The sequence below is a fragment of the Microbacterium sp. 1S1 genome (genome assembly GCF_008271365.1).
Classification (GTDB): Bacteria; Actinomycetota; Actinomycetes; order Actinomycetales; family Microbacteriaceae; genus Microbacterium.
The window spans coordinates 881,757-899,502 of record NZ_CP043430.1; the positions used below are offsets into that span (position 1 = coordinate 881,757).

A 17,746-nucleotide genomic window follows, 5' to 3' on the forward strand; every position below is an offset into this window, starting at 1 on the left:
TGGGCGTCGCGCGTCAGGATCCGCTGCAGTAACGGAGCTCGACGGACGAGCCGACGGGCACATCGCCCGGAGCCACCGACATCGAGTGGACGGTCGCCGGATCCGTCGCCGGGCATTCCGGTGCCTCCGTCGGCACCGGCGTGAGCCCGAGGTCCTCGAGCGCCTGTGTCGCCGAGTCCATCGACCAGCCGACGACGTTGTTGAGCGTCACCTTGCCGCTGGCGACCTCCAGGTTCACCACGGTGCCCGGCGCGACCTCGGCGTCCGCCTCCTCGCTCGCCAGCATGACCGTGTTGGCGGCGAGACCCTTGTCGTTGCGCTGTGTGACCGTGCCGAGTTCCAGCCCCGCGGTCTTCAGCGCCTTGGTGGCCGCATCCAAGGACATGCCTTCGAGCTTCGGGACCACCACGGTCTCCTCGCCCGACGACACGTAGAGCGTGACGGTCGAGCCCTGCTCCACGGACACTCCTCCCTCGGGGTCGGTGCGGATGACGTTGCCCTCAGCGATGGTGGGACTGGACTCGATGACGATCTTGGAGGAGAGGTCGAGTTCCGCGAGGTCGTCCTGGGCGCGCTCGGAGGCGACGTTGGTCAGATCGGGGACCACCCGCGAGGTGCTGGGCACGTCGGACGGCCGCATGCTGATCGTCCAGACCCAGAACAGTACGGAAGCCAGGAGCACCGCCAGCAGCGCGACGCCTGCCCAGATCCAGGCCACCGGCGGCCCTGACTGCGTGCGAGCCATCGTGGTGTCGGTGCTGAGCTGTCGGAGCGACCGCGCGGTCTCCTGCGCCTGGCGCGGGCTTGGGCCGTAGAGCTCGCTGGTCAGGGCCCCGATCTGCTTGCGCGTGGGCGCGGCGCCGGTCACCGCGGTGTCGAGGGCGGCGCGGAAGTGCGCGGCATCCGGATACCGCTGGTACGGGTCCTTCGCCAGGGCGCGCAGCACGATCGGGTCGAGAGCGGCGGGCGATGCCTCGTTGACCTCGGACGGCGGCACCGGTGTCTCGCTGACGTGCTGGTACGCGACGGCCACGGGGGACTCGCCGCGGAACGGCTGCCGTCCCGTCAGGAGCTCGTAGAGCACGACTCCGGTGGAGTACAGGTCGGCACGCGCGTCGACCGGTTCACCCTTGGCCTGCTCGGGGGAGAAGTACGCCGCCGTGCCGATGATCTGCGTGGTCTCGGCGACGGTCGAGGATGAGTCGGACACGGCACGCGCGATGCCGAAGTCCATGACCTTCACCTGGCCCTTGTCGGTGACCATGACGTTGCCGGGCTTGATGTCACGGTGCACCACGCCCGCGCGGTGCGAGTAGTCCAGCGCTTCGAGGATCCCGTCGACGTAGCGGACGGCGTCTTCGACGGGAACGGGCCCGTCGGCGATGATCTTCTTGAGGAGCGTGCCCTTGACCAGCTCCATCACGATGTACGGCGGTTCGGCCGAGGAGCTGTCGACCGTGGAGGGGTCGCCGGCGTCGTACACGCGGACGATCGACGGGTGGGACATGCGCGACGCCGCTTGCGCCTCCAGCCGGAACCGCGTCCGGAAGCTGGTGTCCCGCGCGAGCTCCGGGTCGAGGATCTTGATCGCGATCTCGCGGCCCAGAGTCAGGTCGTACCCGCGGTAGACCTTCGCCATCCCGCCGTGCCCGATGAGCTCGTCGACGCGGTACCGGCCCGCGATGACTTGTGGCTCTGTGGACACGGATGACCCCCTGGAAAACGACTGTGGCTGAACTGGAACTTCAGGCTACCCTTCGGTGCCCTCTCCGCCGTCACCCTCGCCGTCCTGCGGAGCGACGATGGTGACCGACAGCGGCGGGGAGGCGTTCGACGTGCGCTGGTCGCCCCCGGAGCACAGGCCCTGGTAGGTGGCGATGAGCTGCTGCCCGACCGCGTCGCCGACGACGACCTGCGCATTGCGCTGGGTCGGCTGGAAGTTCGGGCCACCCGAGGCGAACGTGCCGTTCTGCAGCGAGACGACGTATCCGGAGAGGGTCGTGCCGCTGGGGCAGGTGAAGCCGGTACCCCAGGAGATCGTCACCGTGCTTCCCGCGATCGGGTCGCCGGTGATCGTCGGCTGATCGGTGGGCGTGGGAAGCGGCGTGCGGCCGGCGTAGACGGTGAGCGCGATCGGGGTGGTCGTCTCGACGTTGCCCGTGGGCTGCACCCGGTAGACCTTGCCGACGTCGCCGTCGGTCGGCGCGGGGTCACCGTCGCCGCACGTGATGTCGCTGAACCCGGCGTCCTTGAGTGTGGTCGTCGCCGTGGCGCAGTCCATCCCGTTCAGGTTGAGCGCCGTCACGTCGACGCGTGTCTCCTCCGGGGTGGGCTCCTGGGAGGGTGTCTGCGTCTGGGTCTGCGTGGGCGTACGGGTCGCCGATCCCGTGGGGGCCGGGTCGGCGTCCTTGCCCTGGTTGCCGAACAGCGCCCACAGCGTGCCGGCGACGACGATGAGCAGCAGCACGAGCAGGGCGATGAGCGGCCACGTCCACGCGCTGCGCTTCTTCTTCTTCTTCTCCTCCTCTTCCGCGGCCGCCGCGTCGGTGGGCAGCTGTGCGGTGGTGGGAAGGATGCGGGTCGTGCCGTCGTCTCCCGTGGAGGTGAGCATCCGGGTGGCGTCGTCGTCGCCGGCGATGCCCCCGGTCGCGATGGCGGGCACGGCGATGGCGGCGGAGTTGAGGTCGCCGCGGCGCAGCGCTTGGGCCGCGCGCGCCACCGTGGCCGACGAGGACGGACGGTCCGCCGGCTTCTTGGCGATCATCGCCATGACGAGGTTCTGCACGGGGATCGGGACCGTCGGCGGCAGCGGCGGCGGCTGCTCGTTGATCTGCGCCATCGCGATCGCGACCTGCGACTCGCCGGTGAAGGGACGCTTGCCCGCCAGGCACTCGTACGCGACGATGCCGAGCGAGTACGTGTCGGTCGCGGGGGAGGCCGGGTGACCTGACGCCTGCTCCGGCGACAGGTACTGGACGGTTCCCATCACCTGACCGGTCGCGGTGAGCGGCACCTGGTCGGCGATGCGAGCGATGCCGAAGTCGGTGATCTTCACACGGCCGTCGGGGGTGATCAGGAGGTTGCCCGGCTTGATGTCGCGGTGTACGAGGCCCGCCGCGTGAGCGGCCTGGAGGGCGGAGGCGGTCTGCGCGACGATGTCGAGGGTCTTGTCGGCGCTCAGCGAGCCGTCGCGCTCCAGGATCGTCGAGAGCGCCTCGCCGGGAACGAGCTCCATGACGAGGTAGGCGCTGCCGTTCTCCTCGCCGTAATCGAACACGCTGGCGATGCCCTCGTGGTTGACGAGCGCGGCGTGACGCGCCTCCGCACGGAAGCGCTCGAGGAACCCGGGGTCCCCCATGTACTCGTCCTTGAGGATCTTGATGGCGACCGTGCGTCCGATGACGTGATCCGTCGCCTCCCACACTTCGCCCATGCCGCCGATCGCAATCCGCGACTGCAGCTCGTAGCGACCACCGAACGACACACCCTGCGTCGGTCTCATCTGCCCAGCACCGCCTCTATGACCTTCTTCGCAATCGGAGCGGCGATGGTGTCCCCGCTTCCTGATTGACCCTGTCCGCCGCCGTTCTCGACGACGACCGCTACTGCGACCGCGGGGTCGTCCGCGGGGGCGAACCCCGTGAACCACAGCGTGTGCGGCCTGTTTCCGTTCTCCGCCGTTCCCGTCTTACCGGCCACGTCGACCCCGTCTATTCTTGCACCCTGTGCTGCGCCGTTTGAGACGCTGGCGACCATGGCGGAGGTGACCTCGTCGGCCACGTCGGCCTCCATCGCGCGGCCGAACTCGGTGCTCTCGAACGACCGGACCACCGAGAGGTCGTTGCCGATCACGGCGTCCACCATCTGCGGGTTCATGACCACGCCGTCGTTGGCGATTCCCGCCGACACCATGGCGATCTGGAGCGGCGTCGCGGTGACCTGACCCTGCCCGAACCCGGTGAGGGCGGTCTGCGCGTCGTCGAGACCCTGGGGGTAGCTCGACGGCGTCGAGGTGAGCGGCGTGTCGAAGCTGCGGTTGAACCCGAACTTCTCCGCCATCTCCCGAATCCTGTCGTCGCCGAGCTCGACCGCGAGCTCGGCCATGGGGATGTTGCAGCTCAGGCGGATGGCCTCGGCGATCGTGACCGTCGGGCCGGAGCCGCAAGTGCCGCCCCACGCGTTCGAGACGCGGCTCGAGGATCCGGGGAGCGTGTACGAGGCCGGGTTCGGCAGGGTGGACTCCGGGGTCCACTCGCCGCTCGCGTACGCGGCCGCCGCCACGACGAGCTTGAACGTCGAGCCCGGCGGGTTGAGGTCACCGGCGATCGCGCGGTTCGACAGCGGCTTGCCGGGATCCGCGACGAGCTGATCGTACGTGGCGTTGGCCGCGTTCGCGTCGTGGGTGGCCATGAGGTTGGTGTCGAAGCCGGGCGTGGAGGCCATCGCGAGAATGCGCCCGGTCTTCGGGTCCATCGCGACGACGGCACCCTGCAGCCCGTCCAGCGCCTCGGTGGCAGCGCGCTGCGCAGCGGTGTCCAGGGACAGCTCGACGCTGAACCCGCGCTGGGGCTGACCGGAGAGGATGCGCTCGATCTCCGCGAAGAAGGCGTTGGAGCCGGTGCCGGACAGGTCGGCGTTCATCGCCTCCTCGATCCCGGTGCTGGAGCCGAGTGCGGGGTTGAAGTAGCCGGTGACGGGCTCCCACATCGCCGGGTCGGTGTAGACGCGCTGGAACCGGTACGTGTCGTCGCTCGGGACCGAGCTGGCGATCGCGTTGCCGTCCACGATGATCGCGCCGCGCTGGATCTCGTAGCTGTCCAGCCGCGTGCGCTTGTTGTGGGGGTTCTGGGCCAGCCCGTCCGTCTCGACGACCTGGATCCAGCTCGTCGCGGCGAACAGCGCGATGAACATGAACAGCATGACGATGCTGAGTCTGCGGAGCTCTTTGGTCATGTCAGCCGATCACCACCCGGGGCTGACGGCGGACGCCGTCGGAGATGCGGAGCAGGAGCGCGACGATGAGCCAGTTCGCGACGAGGGAGGACCCTCCCGCGGCGAGGAACGGCGTGGTCAGACCCGTCAGCGGGATGAGCCGCGTGACGCCCCCGACCATGATGAACACCTGCAGGGCGATCGTGAACGACAGGCCCGTCGCGAGCAGCTTGCCGAAGTCGTCCTGGCCGGCGAGGCCGATGCGGACTCCGCGGCTGACGAACACCATGTAGAGACAGAGGATGGCGAAGAGGCCGATGAGGCCGAGCTCCTCGCCGAGGCTCGTGATGATGTAGTCGCTGTGCGCGAGGGGGGTGATCTCGGGGCGGCCCTGACCCCAGCCCGTGCCGATGAGGCCGCCACGGGCGAGGCCGAACAGACCCTGCATGGGCTGATAGCCGGGTCCGTCCGGGTCGACCTGCGAGGAGTCGAACAGGAACAGCCAGTTGACGAACCGCCCCTGGACGTAGCTGAGGACCTGGGTCGCCGCCGCGACACCGGCCACCACCAGGCCGAGACCGATGAGCACCCAGCTCGTCTTGCCGGTGGCGACGTAGAGCATGGCGACGAACATGCCGAAGATCAGTGTTCCGGTGCCGAGGTCGCGCTGGAAGACGATGATGCCGAGCGAGACGAGCCACACGACGAGGACCGGTCCCAGTTCGCGCATGCGCGGCCAGGTGATGCCGAGCACCCGCTTGCCGACCGAGGTGAGGCTCTCCCGCGTGCGGACGAGGTAACCGGCGAAGAAGATCGCGAGGCAGATCTTGGCGAGCTCGCCCGGCTGGAAGGCGAACATACCGCCGAGGGACACCCAGACCTGGGCGTTCGCGTCCGGGATCCGCAGTCCGGGAACGAACGGCAGCAGAAGCAGGAGGATTCCGGCGAGGCCGAAGATGTAGGTGTACCGGAAGAGGATCCGATAGTTGCGCAGCAGGATGACCACGGTGATCGCCCCGGCCAGCGAGATGGCCGTCCAGGCGAGCTGCTTGGTGGAGTACGCGTTCCACCCCGTGTTCCCGTAGGCGATGTCGATCCGGTAGATCATCGCCACGCCCAGTCCGGTGAGCAGCGTGGCGATCGGCACGACGAAGGGGTCGGCGTCGGCGGCGACGAAACGGAGCACGATGTGCAGGGCGAAGGCGAGAGCAGCGAGTCCGCCGCCGATCGCCAGGATCATGGGGTCGATCGTGCCCAGGGCGCCCAGTTGGACGAGGGTGAGGGCCGCGCCGCTGATCGCGCAGGCGAACAGCAGCAGCCAGAACTCGCGGTTGCGCTGCGTCTGCGGCATCCGCAAGCGCCGCAGTGCCTTGATGACGGTGGTGTCCGCCTGCACATCGGTGCTCATCCGGCACCTCCCGACGGTGTGGCGCTCGGGGAGGGGAGCGGTGTGGGCAGCGGGGTCTGCTCGATGACGTTGGCCTCCGCGCCGGTGCGGAGGCGGTCCACGATGGCCATCGCGTCCGAGAGCGACCGGGCGCTGATCGTGCGCTCGACCGATGCCCGCTGGTACGGCGGGAGGTCGGCGAGGAGGATGTCGGTGTCCTCGACCGGGGTGGACAGGGTGATCGGACCGATGTTCTGCTGCACGCCCTGGAAGATCACGACGCTGTCCTCGTCGGCGCCGATGAAGTACCGCGTCTGCGTCCAGCTGTAGGCGGCGAACGCGGCGAAGCCCAGCATCGCGAGCACGACGAGGGTTCCGGCGATCCAGCCGAGCCGGCGGCGCTTGGCGCGACGCCGGTCCTCTTCGATCAGCTCTTCGAGGTATTCCGGCGCCGGCTCGAAGTGGCTCGGCTCGTTCGCGGCCTGTCGCACCGGGTGCAGCCAGTTGCTGCGCGGCGCCCGGACCGGCGGCACGTAGACGCCGGACGGGTTCGACGCGGCGCCGACGATCGTCGCGGTGCCGGAGTGGACGGGGTGCTGGCCGCCGACGTCGACGATGACGATCGTCACGTTGTCGGGGGCGCCGCCGTCGAGAGCCTGCTTGAGGAGGTTGTCTGCCGTGCGGCCAGGGGCGAGCCCGAGTTGCATGGTCTTGAGGATGCGCGCCTCGTCCACGACACCGGACAGGCCGTCCGAGCACAGCAGCCACCGGTCGCCCGGCTGCGCGTGCATGACGAACATGTCGAGCTCGGGGTCGGCGTCCATGTCGCTCAGCACTCGCATGAGCACGGAGCGGCGGGGGTGGTAGCGGGCCTCTTCGGGCGTGATCCGGCCGGAGTCGACGAGCCGCTGCACGAAGGTGTGGTCCGCGGTGATCTGCGTGAGGGCGTCGTCGCGGTAGAGGTAGATGCGCGAGTCGCCGATGTGCCCGATGACCGCGTACTCGTCGACCATGATGATGGCGCTGAGCGTGGTGCCGAGGCCGGCGAGCTCCGGCCGGTCCTTGGCGGCGCGGATGAGGTCGCCGGCGGCGGTCGTGGCGGCCGCCTGGAGCGCGGCCTGCGCGTCTTCCGTGGAGGAGTAGGGGTGGTCCAGCGGCTCCATGCGCTGGATCGCGAGGCTCGAGGCGACGTCGCCGCCCGCGTGACCGCCCATGCCGTCGGCGACGACGAACAGGTTCGCCCCGGAGTACCCGGAGTCCTGGTTGTTGGAGCGGACCTTCCCGGTGTGGGAGATCGCGGCGCTCGAGCCTTCGAAGACCATGCCGGCGTCAGGCCCTCAACTCGAACGTCGTGGCGCCCACCTTGACCGGGGTCCCGAGGCTGAGGGACACAGGGCCGCCGGTCACGCGCTGGCCGGCCACGAACGTGCCGTTCGTCGAGTCGAGGTCCTGGATCGCCCATGTGTCGCCGCGGAGCAGGAGCCGGGCGTGATGGCTGGACGTGTAGTCGTCGCGGATCACGAGAGCCGATTCGCTCGAGCGGCCGATCGTCATCGCCTCCGACCCGAGGGGGAGCTCGAGACCCGCCTTCGGCCCGGACGTGATCACGAGGCGCTTCGCGGTGGCGACGGTCGCCGGGCCGGACGACGGCCGTGACGACGAGGGGCGCGGGGGCGCGGCCGGTGCCGCTGCGGCAGCCGGCGCTCCGGCGGTGGCCTCGACCGGAAGCTTGCGCGCGCGGACGCCGAACAGGTCGGCGCGGAGGGAGTAGACGACGCCGAAGACGAAGAACCACATCAGCACGAGGAAGCCGATGCGGAGCAGGAGCAGGACCAGTTCACTCATCCGAGGGCTCCGAACGCGCGGGTCGCGTCGTCGCCAGGGCGCGAAGACCGGGACGGGGTGGCGACGGGGACGATGCGGAACACGAGGTCGGTGCGACCGATCGTGATCGTGGTGTCGGAGGGGAGGGCGGCCTCGCGGAGCTTCTGCCCGTCGACCTTCGTACCGTTGGTGGAGCCCATGTCCCGGAGCATGGCGCGCTCGCCGTCCCAAAGGATCTCGGCGTGGCGCCGGCTCGACCCCGCATCGGCGATGGTGATGTCGGCGTCCGACCCGCGACCGATGACGGTGCGCGCACGGGTCAGCGCGTGCCGGCGTCCGTCGACGTCGACCACGGCCTGCCAGTTCACCCGTCCCTCGACGGCGCCCGACGTGACACGCACGGTTCCGGTGGCGACCTTCTCATCCGCGTCGAGCGTGATCGACAGCGGTCCGGCGAAGCTGTATCCCTGCGACTTCGCGTGCTTCGTGACGAGGGCATGCAGTTCGTCCGTCAGTGCGCCACCGAGCCCGCGCATGCGCTCCGCGTCGTCGGGGCTGAGGCGCACGACGAAGTTGTTCGGCGCGATGATGCGGTCACGGCTCACCACGGCCGCCGTCGTGTCCGCCTCGCGACGCAGCGCGGAAGCGATCTCCACGGGCTGGATGCCGCTGCGGAAGGTCTTCGCGAACGCGCTGTTCACCGCGCGCTCGAGACCCTTCTCAAAGCTGTCAAGTAGTCCCACTGGGCTCCTCTGGCATGCCGACCGTTAGCGACATCGTAGCCAGGTGACCTGGGGGAACGCCGCCGACGCCCCTTCCGGGGTGTGCATCGGGGGCGAAAACGCGTGATATCCTCGGAAAGTTGAGTTCTTCGGAACGAGACACTCGCGCGAGTGGCGGAATGGTAGACGCGCTGGCTTCAGGTGCCAGTGTCCGTATGGACGTGGGGGTTCAAGTCCCCCCTCGCGCACAGCGGGGCTGTCTAGATGAAGACAGCCCGTAGTGGTCCTCGAGGGAAAAGGCCGGTCAGACATGACCGGCTTTTTTCGTTGCCGGCGTCGACCGAGGCAGCCCTCGCCGCCGTGACGAAAGTCGGCGCGCTCTAGACGAAAGTCACCCTGGTGTCCGGCTGGACCCTCCAATAATCTCTCCGGTATCTCAGTTCGGAGGGCGGGCCGACTGAGCGATGCGCGGGAGTGCTCATGCGGTTTTCACTGCGTCTGCTGTCGGACGACCGAGAAGGGGAGAAGGGCCGGAGGCGGCGGAAATCGCCATCCCGGCGCGCACCGTGGGCGGTGGCGACGATGCTCGCTCTCGTCCTCGGATCGCTCGTCGCACCGGCGATGCCGGCGGTCGCGGCTCCCGGCGACCCGGCGCAGCTCTATCTCGGACCCTCGTACGAGGGGACGACGATCGGCTCCGACAAGGACTTCAACGCCCCGACGGAGTGTCCGGCGAACTCGCTGCTCACCGGTGTGCAGACGGAGAACCGGCAGAACGTCAGTCCGACGAACGCCAACTCGATCCTCGTGCGGATGAGTCTCCAGTGCGCCACGATCACCGTCTCAAACGCCGGTGCGATCACCCCGGTCGTGAACCCCACGTGGATCACCGGGCCCACGTTCGACGAGGGGCGAGGCGACCTCCAGACCGCGGTGTGCCCGGCGAACACCTACGTCCACCGCATCACGGGCACCACCTTCGTCGGCGACGGGACCAACCGGTGGCCCTCGTCCGTGCAGATCACCTGTCGGCCGCTCGTGTTCACGGCGGCGGGCGAACTCCGCATCGACCTCTCGGCCACGCCGACGGTGCTCACGGCGGGCGAGAACCTCAACACGACCGGAGGTCTGGACACGCCTGCACCGCAGTGCGGCCCCGGAGGGACCACCGGCACGAGTGACATCCTCGTCCGCGGCTATCGGGCACAGGGCGGTGGCGAGGGCATCGACGGGTTCACTCCCTCCTGCACGACGATCGCCGACGACTTCGGTGACGCCCCGGCGAGCTATGGCTCGGTGTCTCAGGAGCTGAATGCCGCGACCTACCTCGGCTGGTCGGCCGACGCCGAGACGGCGATGCAGTCGAACGGCTCGGCCACCGGCGACGACGCCGTCGGGGGAACGGCTCCGAACCAGACCATCGACGATGAGACCGCCGTCTCCGCGTTCGGGGAGATCATCGCGGGCGTCACCGATTCCTACTCGGTCTCCGTGCTGGCCTCGAACAAGCTCTCCGGGGTTCCAGCCACCCTGGTCGGTTGGGTGGACTTCAACCGCAACGGCGTCTTCGACGCGAACGAGGGCGCATCCGTCGTGGTGCCGGCGGGGACGCCGGACGGGTCGTCGTTCACGCTGACGTGGTCGGGCATCGCTCCGCAGACGGTCGCCGGACAGACGTTCGCGCGATTCCGGATCGGCGCGGGTTCGACCCTCACGACCTCGACGCCTACCGGCACCGGCGGCCCCGGTGAGGTGGAGGACTACGCCCTCTCGATCACCGCTGCGGCGCCCGTGCTGGAGTTGACGAAGACGGCGTCCCCGACGACGATCGCCGCCGCCGGCCAGACCGTCACCTACAGCTTCGCCGTCGCCAACACGGGGAACGTGGCGATCTCGGACATCGGCATCACGGAGACGTCTTTCAGCGGCACCGGTACGCTCGGCCCGATCACCTGCGCGGCCACGGCACTCGCGGTGGGGGAGAGCACGACGTGCACGGCCACGTACGCCCCGACGCAGGCAGATGTCGACGCCGGCACCATCACGAACTCCGCGCTCGCCACGGGAACCTCCGCCGCGGGGAGCGGCGTGGAGAGCAATGTGAGCAGCGCGGTCGTCACGGCGTCGCAGTCCACCTCGCTCACCGTCGTGAAGTCCGCGACCCCGTCCGGCCCGGACGACTTCGTGGTCGGCCAGGTGATCGACTACTCCTTCGTCGTCACCAACACCGGAAACGTGACGGTGACGAACGTCTCGATCGACGAGACCGCGTTCGACGGATCGGGCTCCCTCTCACCCGCGGTGTGCCCGACGACGCCGCTCGCGCCCGGGGCGCAGGTGACCTGTACGGCCAGCTACACCCTGACCCAGGCTGACGTGGACAACGGATCGGTCAGCAACACCGCCACCGCGACCGGCGTGCCCCCCGGGTCGCTGGTCCCGCCCGTCTCCCCACCGTCGACCGTCCGCGTGCCGGTCGACCCGGCGCCGGCGATCACCCTCGCGAAGTCCGCCGACACGACGGCCATCACGGAGGCGGGACAGGTCATCGCCTACTCCTTCCTCGTGACCAACACCGGCAACGTGACGCTGACCGACGTCACCGTCGATGAGGGCGCCTTCACGGGAACCGGACCCCTTGAGGTCACGTGCCCGGCCGGTGCGGCGTCGCTGGCCCCGGGTGCGCAGGTGACCTGCACGGCGGACTACACCGTGACCGCAGCGGACTACAACACGGCCGCCCTGACGAACACGGCGACCGCCACGGGGACCCCGCCGGACGGCACGCCGCCTGTCTCCCCGCCATCGACCGTCGAGATCCCGGTCACGCCCGCTCCGGCACTGACGGTCGCGAAGACCGCCGACCGCAGCGAGATCACCACGGCAGGGCAGACCATCACGTACTCCTTCCTGCTCACCAACACGGGCAACGTGACGCTCACCGACGTCGGGGTCGACGAGGTGTCCTTCTCCGGCACGGGGACGCCGCCCGTGGTGACCTGCCCCGCGGGTGCCGCGTCGCTCGCTCCCGGTGACACGGTCACCTGCACGGCTCCGTACGTGGTGACCCAGGCCGACATCGATGCGGGACAGCTGACGAACACGGCCACGGGCACCGGCAACCCGCCTGGAGGCGGTGAACCGCCGGTGTCACCCCCGTCCACCGTCGTGGTGCCGGCCATCGAGTCGCCCGCCATCACGGTCGTGAAGTCGGCCGATCCCGCCACCGTGGCGACGGTCGGCACGCCCATCACCTACTCCTTCCTCGTGACGAACACAGGCAATGTGACGCTCACCGACGTGACCGTGACCGAGACGGCCTTCACCGGGACGGGAACGGCGCCGGCCATCACCTGTCCTGCGGGTGCGGCGTCTCTCGCGCCCTCTGCGCAGATCACCTGCACGGCGACGTACACCACCACGCAGGCTGACATCGATGCGGGCCAGATCACGAACACCGCGACCGCCACCGGCACGCCTCCCGGGGAGATCGAACCGCCGGTCTCGCCGCCGTCGACCGCGATCGTCACGGTCCCGCCCGCTCCGTCCCTGACCGTCGCCAAGACCGCCGACCGGACGGAGATCACGGCCGCCGGACAGACGATCACCTACTCCTTCCTCATCACGAACACGGGCAACGTGACCCTGACCGATGTCGGCGTCACCGAGGTGACGTTCACCGGGACGGGGACGGCACCGGTCGTGACGTGCCCGGCGGGGGCGGCGTCACTCGCTCCGGGAGCCACGGTCACGTGTACCGCCCCGTACGTGGTGACGCAGGAGGACGTGGACGCCGGTGGCGTCACGAACACCGCCACGGTGACGGGCGACCCGCCCGGTCCCGGCACGCCGCCGGTGTCGCCGCCGTCGACCGTGGTCGTGCCCTCGATCGAGTCGCCGGGCATCACGGTCGTGAAGTCGGCGTCTCCGAACACCGCGGCAGACTACGACGTGGGCCAGGAGATCACCTACTCGTTCGTGGTGACCAACACGGGCAACGTCACGCTCACCGACGTGACCGTGGACGAGACGGCGTTCTCCGGGTCCGGCGACTTGTCGCCGATCACCTGTCCTGCCGGTGCGGCGTCGCTCGCTCCGGGCGCACAGGTGACCTGCACCGCTAGCTACACGCTGACCCAGGCCGACGTGGATGCCGGGCGACTCACCAACACGGCGACGGCGACGGGCACGCCGCCGTCCGGTGAGCCCCCGGTGTCGCCCCCGTCGACGGTGGAGCTCCCTGGCGACCCGGAGCCGGGCCTGTCGGTCGTGAAGAGCGCGGATCGGGCGACGATCACCGCCGCGGGTCAGACCATCACCTACTCGTTCCTCGTGACGAACACCGGCAACGTGACGATCACGGATGCCACGGTGACGGAGACCGCCTTCACCGGGACGGGGACGCCGCCGGTGGTGGAGTGCCCCGCCGGAATCGCCTCGATGGCTCCGGGCGCGCAGGTGACCTGTACCGCCGAGTACGTGGTGACACAAGCGGACCTGGATGCCGGGCAGATCACGAACGCCGCCACCGTCACCGGCAACCCGCCGGGCGGTGGGGAGCCTCCGGTGTCGCCCCCGTCGACCGTGGTGGTCCCCGGTGAGCGGACGCCGGCGATCAGCCTGGTCAAGTCGGCGAGCCCGGACAGCCCCGACACCTACGAGGTCGGTCAGGAGGTGACGTACTCGTTCGTCGTCACGAACACGGGCAACGTCACGCTCACCGACGTCACGGTCGAGGAGGGATCCTTCTCGGGAACGGGCACGCTGTCCGCCATCGACTGCCCGGCCGGCGCGGCATCCATGACCCCGGGAGCCCAGGTCATCTGCACGGCCACATATGAACTGACCCAGGCCGACATCGATGCGGGACAGGTGACGAACACGGCCACGGCGACCGGCGTGCCACCGGGAGATCTCGAGCCGCCGGTGTCCCCGCCTGCGGAGGCCAGGGTGCCCGCACTTCCGGCTCCGGGCCTGAGCATCGTCAAGTCCGCGACGCCGGCCGCGATGACCACGGTCGGGCAGGTGTTGCAGTACAACTTCGTCGTGACCAACACGGGCAACGTCACCCTGACGGATGTCGCGATCGACGAGGGCGAGTTCTCCGGAACGGGCGACCTGTCGCCCGTGGACTGCCCGGCGGAGGCCAGCAGCATGCTCCCCGGGCAGACGGTGACCTGTACCGCGAGCTACACGACCACGCAGGCCGATGTGGACTCGGGCGCGCTCACGAACACGGCGACGGCGACCGGAGACCCGCCGGGGGAGGGAGAGCCGCCGGTATCCCCGCCGTCGACGGTGCGCGTGCCCTTCGAGGGGACGAACGGGCTGGACATCGAGAAGAGAGCCATCGCCGTCGACGTGAACGGCAACGGGCGCACGGATCTCGGTGACCGCGTGGAGTGGACGATCATCGTCACGAACATCGGGGCGCAGACCGTCGACGACATCGCCGTCACCGATCCGACCGCCGGACCCGTGACCTGCCCGGCGACGAGTCTCGCCTCCGGAGCGCAGATGACGTGCACGGTGCCTCCCCACACCATCGACGAGGACGACGTCCGCCGCGGCGGGGTTCGCAACGTCGCCACGGTCACGGGGAACACTCCCGGAGGCCCCATCGATCCGCCGTCATCGGAGGTCTTCACCCGAGTCCTTCCTCCGCCGCCGACCGGACTCGCGGTCACCGGCGGCACGCTCTCGGCAGGCGGGTTGCTCCTCGGCGGGGTCATGGTCCTCGCCGGGCTCGGCCTCGGACTCACCCGAGGCGTGCGACGACGGGACCAGGAGCAGCAGTAGTCGAGTCCGCCGTCCGTGACGAGTCCACGGCACTCGTCACGGACGGCGGCACCGAGAGGAGGACCCGTGTCTCGCAGAGCCCGGCCCCGCAGGACGGCGGCAGCACTCGTGGCGCTCGTGGCCACCGGGATCGCGCTCGCCGCCTGCACCGGGGAGCCGACCGAGCCGGAGCCCACGCCCACGATCGCCTCCGGTGCGCCGCAGATCCCCGGCGAGAAGCCCGGTGTGGTCGCCGCCACCAGCGTCCCGGACGAGGTGCCCGACAGCCCCGCGGTGCGCGCGGGCACGCAGATCACCTCGTGCGAGTCCGGCGGCGGTGCGGGAACGGCCCAGGGCGTGGTCGGCAACGCGACGGACGACGACGCCACCTATGTCGTGACGGTGTTCTTCACGACCGATGCCGCCACGGTCGTCGGCTCCGGCCAGACCACGGTCGATGTCGCCCCGGGAGAGGAGGCGGAGTGGACGGTCACCGCCGACTTCACCGCGCCGAGCACGACCCTCTGCGCCCTCCGCGGCGTCGGCCCGGCATCGTGACCCCGCCTCAGCTGAACAGGACGAGGACGTAGACCCCGAAGGTCACCAGGTGGGCGGCACCGTGCATCGCGGTGACCCGCTTCGCCGCGAAGGTGGTGACGGAGAGCAGCAGCGTCACGGCGAGCATGAGGAGGTTCGCCGGCGACTCGGCGAGCACGACCTCCTGCCCGGTGAGCATGCCGATCAGGAGGACCGCCGGGATGGTCAGGCCGACCGTCGACACGAGCGCGCCGTGGCAGAGGTTGTTCACTCGTTGCGCCTCGCCGTTCAGGGCCGCGCGGATCGAGGTGATCGACTCCGGGAGGAACACGATGCCTGCGATCAGGAGGCCCGCCAGAGCGACGGGGGCGCCGAGCCGTCCGAGACCGTCGTCGAGGAGCGCCGCCATGTCGTGCGAGAGCAGCACGATGGGGAGGACCGTCACGACGAGGAGGGCGAGGCGGGTCAGCACTTCGACACGATGGGTGGCGAGCACCTGCCGGACGGGGACCCGCGGCTCCGCTGTCGCGGTCGGACGGCCCGCGGACCGCAGCCGCTCGTCGACCTCGGTGAAGTCATCGGCCTGCGGACCCATCTGGCGGATGAGGAAGAACGCGTACAGCGCGAGCGTGAGGACGATGATCGGGATCTCCTGGCCGACCGTGTACGCACCCGCGTCGCCGATGAGCCCAGGGAGCCCGAACGCCAGAGCGACGAGGACCACGAGCATCGACAGGTACGCCGACGTGCCGGTACGGTTGTGCGCCATTCCGCGATGGCGCAGGCCGCCGAGGAGGAGGGCCAGACCGATGACGAGGTTGAGGATGATCATCGACACGGCCATGACCGAGTCGCGCGCGATCGTGGCGTGCTCGCCCGGGCCGAGCATCACCGCCGAGATGAGGATGACCTCGATCAGCACGATCGACAGGGTCAGCACCAGCGATCCGTAGGGATCCCCGAGCCGGTGCGCGAGAGCCTCGGCCTGCTTCACGACCCCGAACGCGCACACGAGGATGACCGCGACGATCGCCGCGAGGGTGAGGACCAGCAGCGGACCGGGGACCGGGGGCGCGAGTACGGGGTGCAGGACGAGCAGGGCGACGAACGCCCCCCACCCCAGGGCCACACGCAGGAGATCGCTCGGTGCGATCAGCTGTCTCATCGACGATCCGGACATGGAGCGCTCCTCGACGATCGGGGCCGTCCCCGAATGATCCTTACGTCAGGTCGTCCTGCTCGCAGCGCTGCGCGGGTGCGCAGACTTCGATCGTACGCGCCGGGGTCTTCACGAGCTTGAGTCCGATGACGGCCGCCACGATCCCGGCGATGAACACGGCCTTGCCTGCGGAGAAGGTCTCCTCGCCGGTGAGCATCGCCCAGGAGACGGTGAGCACCGCCCCCAGGCCGACCCACACGGCATAGGCGGTGCCGATGGGGATCGTCTTCATCGCCGAGCCGAGGCCGATCATGCTCAGCGTCAGCGCCGCGAGGAAGACCACCGTCGGCAGGGGCTTCGTGAAACCGCCCGAGGCCCCCAGCGCCGTCGCCCAGACGGCTTCGAGGACGGCGCTGGTCACAAGGACCGCCCACGCCATCTCAGCTCACCACCTTGAGTCCGACCACGCTTCCGACCAGCAGCAGGAGGAGCAGGATGCGGGGGAGCGAGGCCCGCTCCGTGCCGGTCACCATGGCCCAGATGACGGTGAGCGAGGCTCCGATCCCCACCCACACCGCATAGGCGGTCCCCGTCGGCAGGTCGGTCATGGCCCACGCGAGGCCCAGCATGCTGAGGGTGAGCGCGACGACGAACAGCACCGTGGGCCGGGGCCTCTTCAGCCCCTTCGAGGCGGACAGCGCGGTGGCCCACACCGCCTCGAGGACGCCGGATGCGACGAGGATCACCCAGGACATGACGACTCCTTCTGAGTCAGTCGTCGTGTGCGGGTACTGCTCCCTCGTCCGCTGCTCCGGGGGCCGGAGTACCGCCAGGCTAGCTCGTGAACCACAACATCACCTGTGCAGGCGCGCGCGGGCTGTGGCTGGCGACGGCGAAGCGCTCTCTGCTACGGTGGCCCCAGGTTCGCAATCCGAACCTGCGGACGAGGGCGCAGTACCCGCAGAGCGACAAGACTGACCAAGAAGGTCGTCTCGTGTCGCATCTCGCCGGTGGAACCGCCCCCGCAGCCTCCGCCCCTCCGTGCATGCCGGCCTTCTCGGTTTCCCGCCCTTCCGCCGACCGCATCGCCGCATCCTCGGAAGGGAGGTTCCGTGGACGCGCTCTTCGGAACGATCATCGGGCTGGCCATCCTCACCGTCATCCTCGGGCTGGCGCGTGCCTTCACGCGCGGGTACGACCACGCCGTCCGCTACGACGACCTGAGCCACGAACGGCTGCACGCGCTGACGGAGGGCGACCTGGCAGCGCTCGAGATCCGCGATGTCGATGCCTGGCTCGAGCTGCGCCGGGTGGAGCGTCGGATGACGGCCCTGCGCGCGCGGGCCGCGTCCGTGCGCAGCGAGCGCTGACGCCGCTCGAGCCGTTTCCCGACACCACCCCGACCCC

13 protein-coding genes, 1 tRNA gene and 1 riboswitch are annotated in these 17,746 nt (G+C 69.7%); of the genes, 4 read left to right on the forward strand and 10 right to left on the reverse strand.

The genetic code is table 11. From position 1 onward, the window contains the following. Window positions 1-13: 13 nt before the first annotated feature. The 7 genes from pknB to FY549_RS04535 are packed head-to-tail and all read right to left on the reverse strand — an operon-like array spanning window position 14 to window position 8,886. Entirely contained in the window at window positions 14-1,705 is a 1,692-nt protein-coding gene (gene pknB / locus FY549_RS04505; RefSeq protein WP_149084014.1) for a Stk1 family PASTA domain-containing Ser/Thr kinase, read from the reverse strand. A gap of 45 nt (window positions 1,706-1,750) precedes the next feature. Then, entirely contained in the window at window positions 1,751-3,502 is a 1,752-nt protein-coding gene (locus FY549_RS04510; protein ID WP_149084015.1) for a serine/threonine-protein kinase, read from the reverse strand. Next, the gene (locus FY549_RS04515) at window positions 3,499-4,953 is read right to left on the reverse strand and encodes a peptidoglycan D,D-transpeptidase FtsI family protein (protein WP_149084016.1); all 1,455 of its coding nucleotides are present in this window, start codon (window positions 4,951-4,953) and stop codon (window positions 3,499-3,501) included. Before FY549_RS04515 ends, FY549_RS04510 begins: the two co-directional genes overlap by 4 nt. A 1-nt stretch (window position 4,954) precedes the next feature. Further along, window positions 4,955-6,340: an FtsW/RodA/SpoVE family cell cycle protein gene (locus FY549_RS04520; protein ID WP_149084017.1), complete on the reverse strand. Its 1,386-nt coding sequence runs from the start codon at window positions 6,338-6,340 to the stop codon at window positions 4,955-4,957. Next, window positions 6,337-7,641: a PP2C family protein-serine/threonine phosphatase gene (locus FY549_RS04525; protein ID WP_149084018.1), complete on the reverse strand. Its 1,305-nt coding sequence runs from the start codon at window positions 7,639-7,641 to the stop codon at window positions 6,337-6,339. The genes FY549_RS04520 and FY549_RS04525 overlap by 4 nt, the downstream gene beginning before the upstream one ends. Window positions 7,642-7,648: 7 nt before the next feature. After that, window positions 7,649-8,164, reverse strand: coding sequence for an FHA domain-containing protein (locus FY549_RS04530; RefSeq protein ID WP_149084019.1), 516 nt, complete (start codon window positions 8,162-8,164; stop codon window positions 7,649-7,651). Beyond that, window positions 8,161-8,886 carry an FhaA domain-containing protein gene (locus tag FY549_RS04535; RefSeq protein ID WP_149084020.1) on the reverse strand — a complete coding sequence of 242 codons (726 nt, stop codon included), beginning with the start codon at window positions 8,884-8,886 and terminating at the stop codon, window positions 8,161-8,163. The genes FY549_RS04530 and FY549_RS04535 overlap by 4 nt, the downstream gene beginning before the upstream one ends. A 144-nt stretch (window positions 8,887-9,030) precedes the next feature. Here FY549_RS04535 and FY549_RS04540 point away from each other — a divergent pair. The 3 genes from FY549_RS04540 to FY549_RS04550 all read left to right on the forward strand — a co-directional run bounded on the left by FY549_RS04540 (window position 9,031) and on the right by FY549_RS04550 (window position 15,201). Further along, a tRNA-Leu gene (locus FY549_RS04540) sits at window positions 9,031-9,113 on the forward strand. A gap of 334 nt (window positions 9,114-9,447) precedes the next feature. Beyond that, window positions 9,448-14,664, forward strand: coding sequence for a beta strand repeat-containing protein (locus FY549_RS04545; RefSeq protein ID WP_187614925.1), 5,217 nt, complete (start codon window positions 9,448-9,450; stop codon window positions 14,662-14,664). Window positions 14,665-14,730: 66 nt separating this feature from the next. Continuing rightward, window positions 14,731-15,201, forward strand: coding sequence for a hypothetical protein (locus tag FY549_RS04550; RefSeq protein WP_149084022.1), 471 nt, complete (start codon window positions 14,731-14,733; stop codon window positions 15,199-15,201). A gap of 7 nt (window positions 15,202-15,208) precedes the next feature. Here FY549_RS04550 and FY549_RS04555 read toward each other — a convergent pair whose 3' ends face one another. Genes FY549_RS04555 through FY549_RS04565 form a run of 3 tightly spaced genes read right to left on the reverse strand, consistent with a single transcriptional unit; the run spans window position 15,209 to window position 17,094 of the window. Beyond that, window positions 15,209-16,345: a calcium:proton antiporter gene (locus FY549_RS04555; protein ID WP_259614122.1), complete on the reverse strand. Its 1,137-nt coding sequence runs from the start codon at window positions 16,343-16,345 to the stop codon at window positions 15,209-15,211. Between the two features lie 55 nt (window positions 16,346-16,400). After that, complete coding sequence (locus tag FY549_RS04560) at window positions 16,401-16,778, reverse strand: DMT family transporter (RefSeq protein ID WP_149084024.1); 378 nt, start codon at window positions 16,776-16,778, stop codon at window positions 16,401-16,403. A 1-nt stretch (window position 16,779) separates the two neighbouring features. Then, the gene (locus FY549_RS04565; protein WP_149084025.1) at window positions 16,780-17,094 is read right to left on the reverse strand and encodes a DMT family transporter; all 315 of its coding nucleotides are present in this window, start codon (window positions 17,092-17,094) and stop codon (window positions 16,780-16,782) included. Window positions 17,095-17,256: 162 nt separating this feature from the next. Continuing rightward, window positions 17,257-17,321, forward strand: a riboswitch (guanidine-III (ykkC-III) riboswitch). A 130-nt stretch (window positions 17,322-17,451) separates the two neighbouring features. On the opposite strand from FY549_RS04565, the gene FY549_RS04570 reads away from it, so the two are divergent. Further along, entirely contained in the window at window positions 17,452-17,709 is a 258-nt protein-coding gene (locus tag FY549_RS04570; protein ID WP_149084026.1) for a hypothetical protein, read from the forward strand. Window positions 17,710-17,746: the final 37 nt, after the last annotated feature.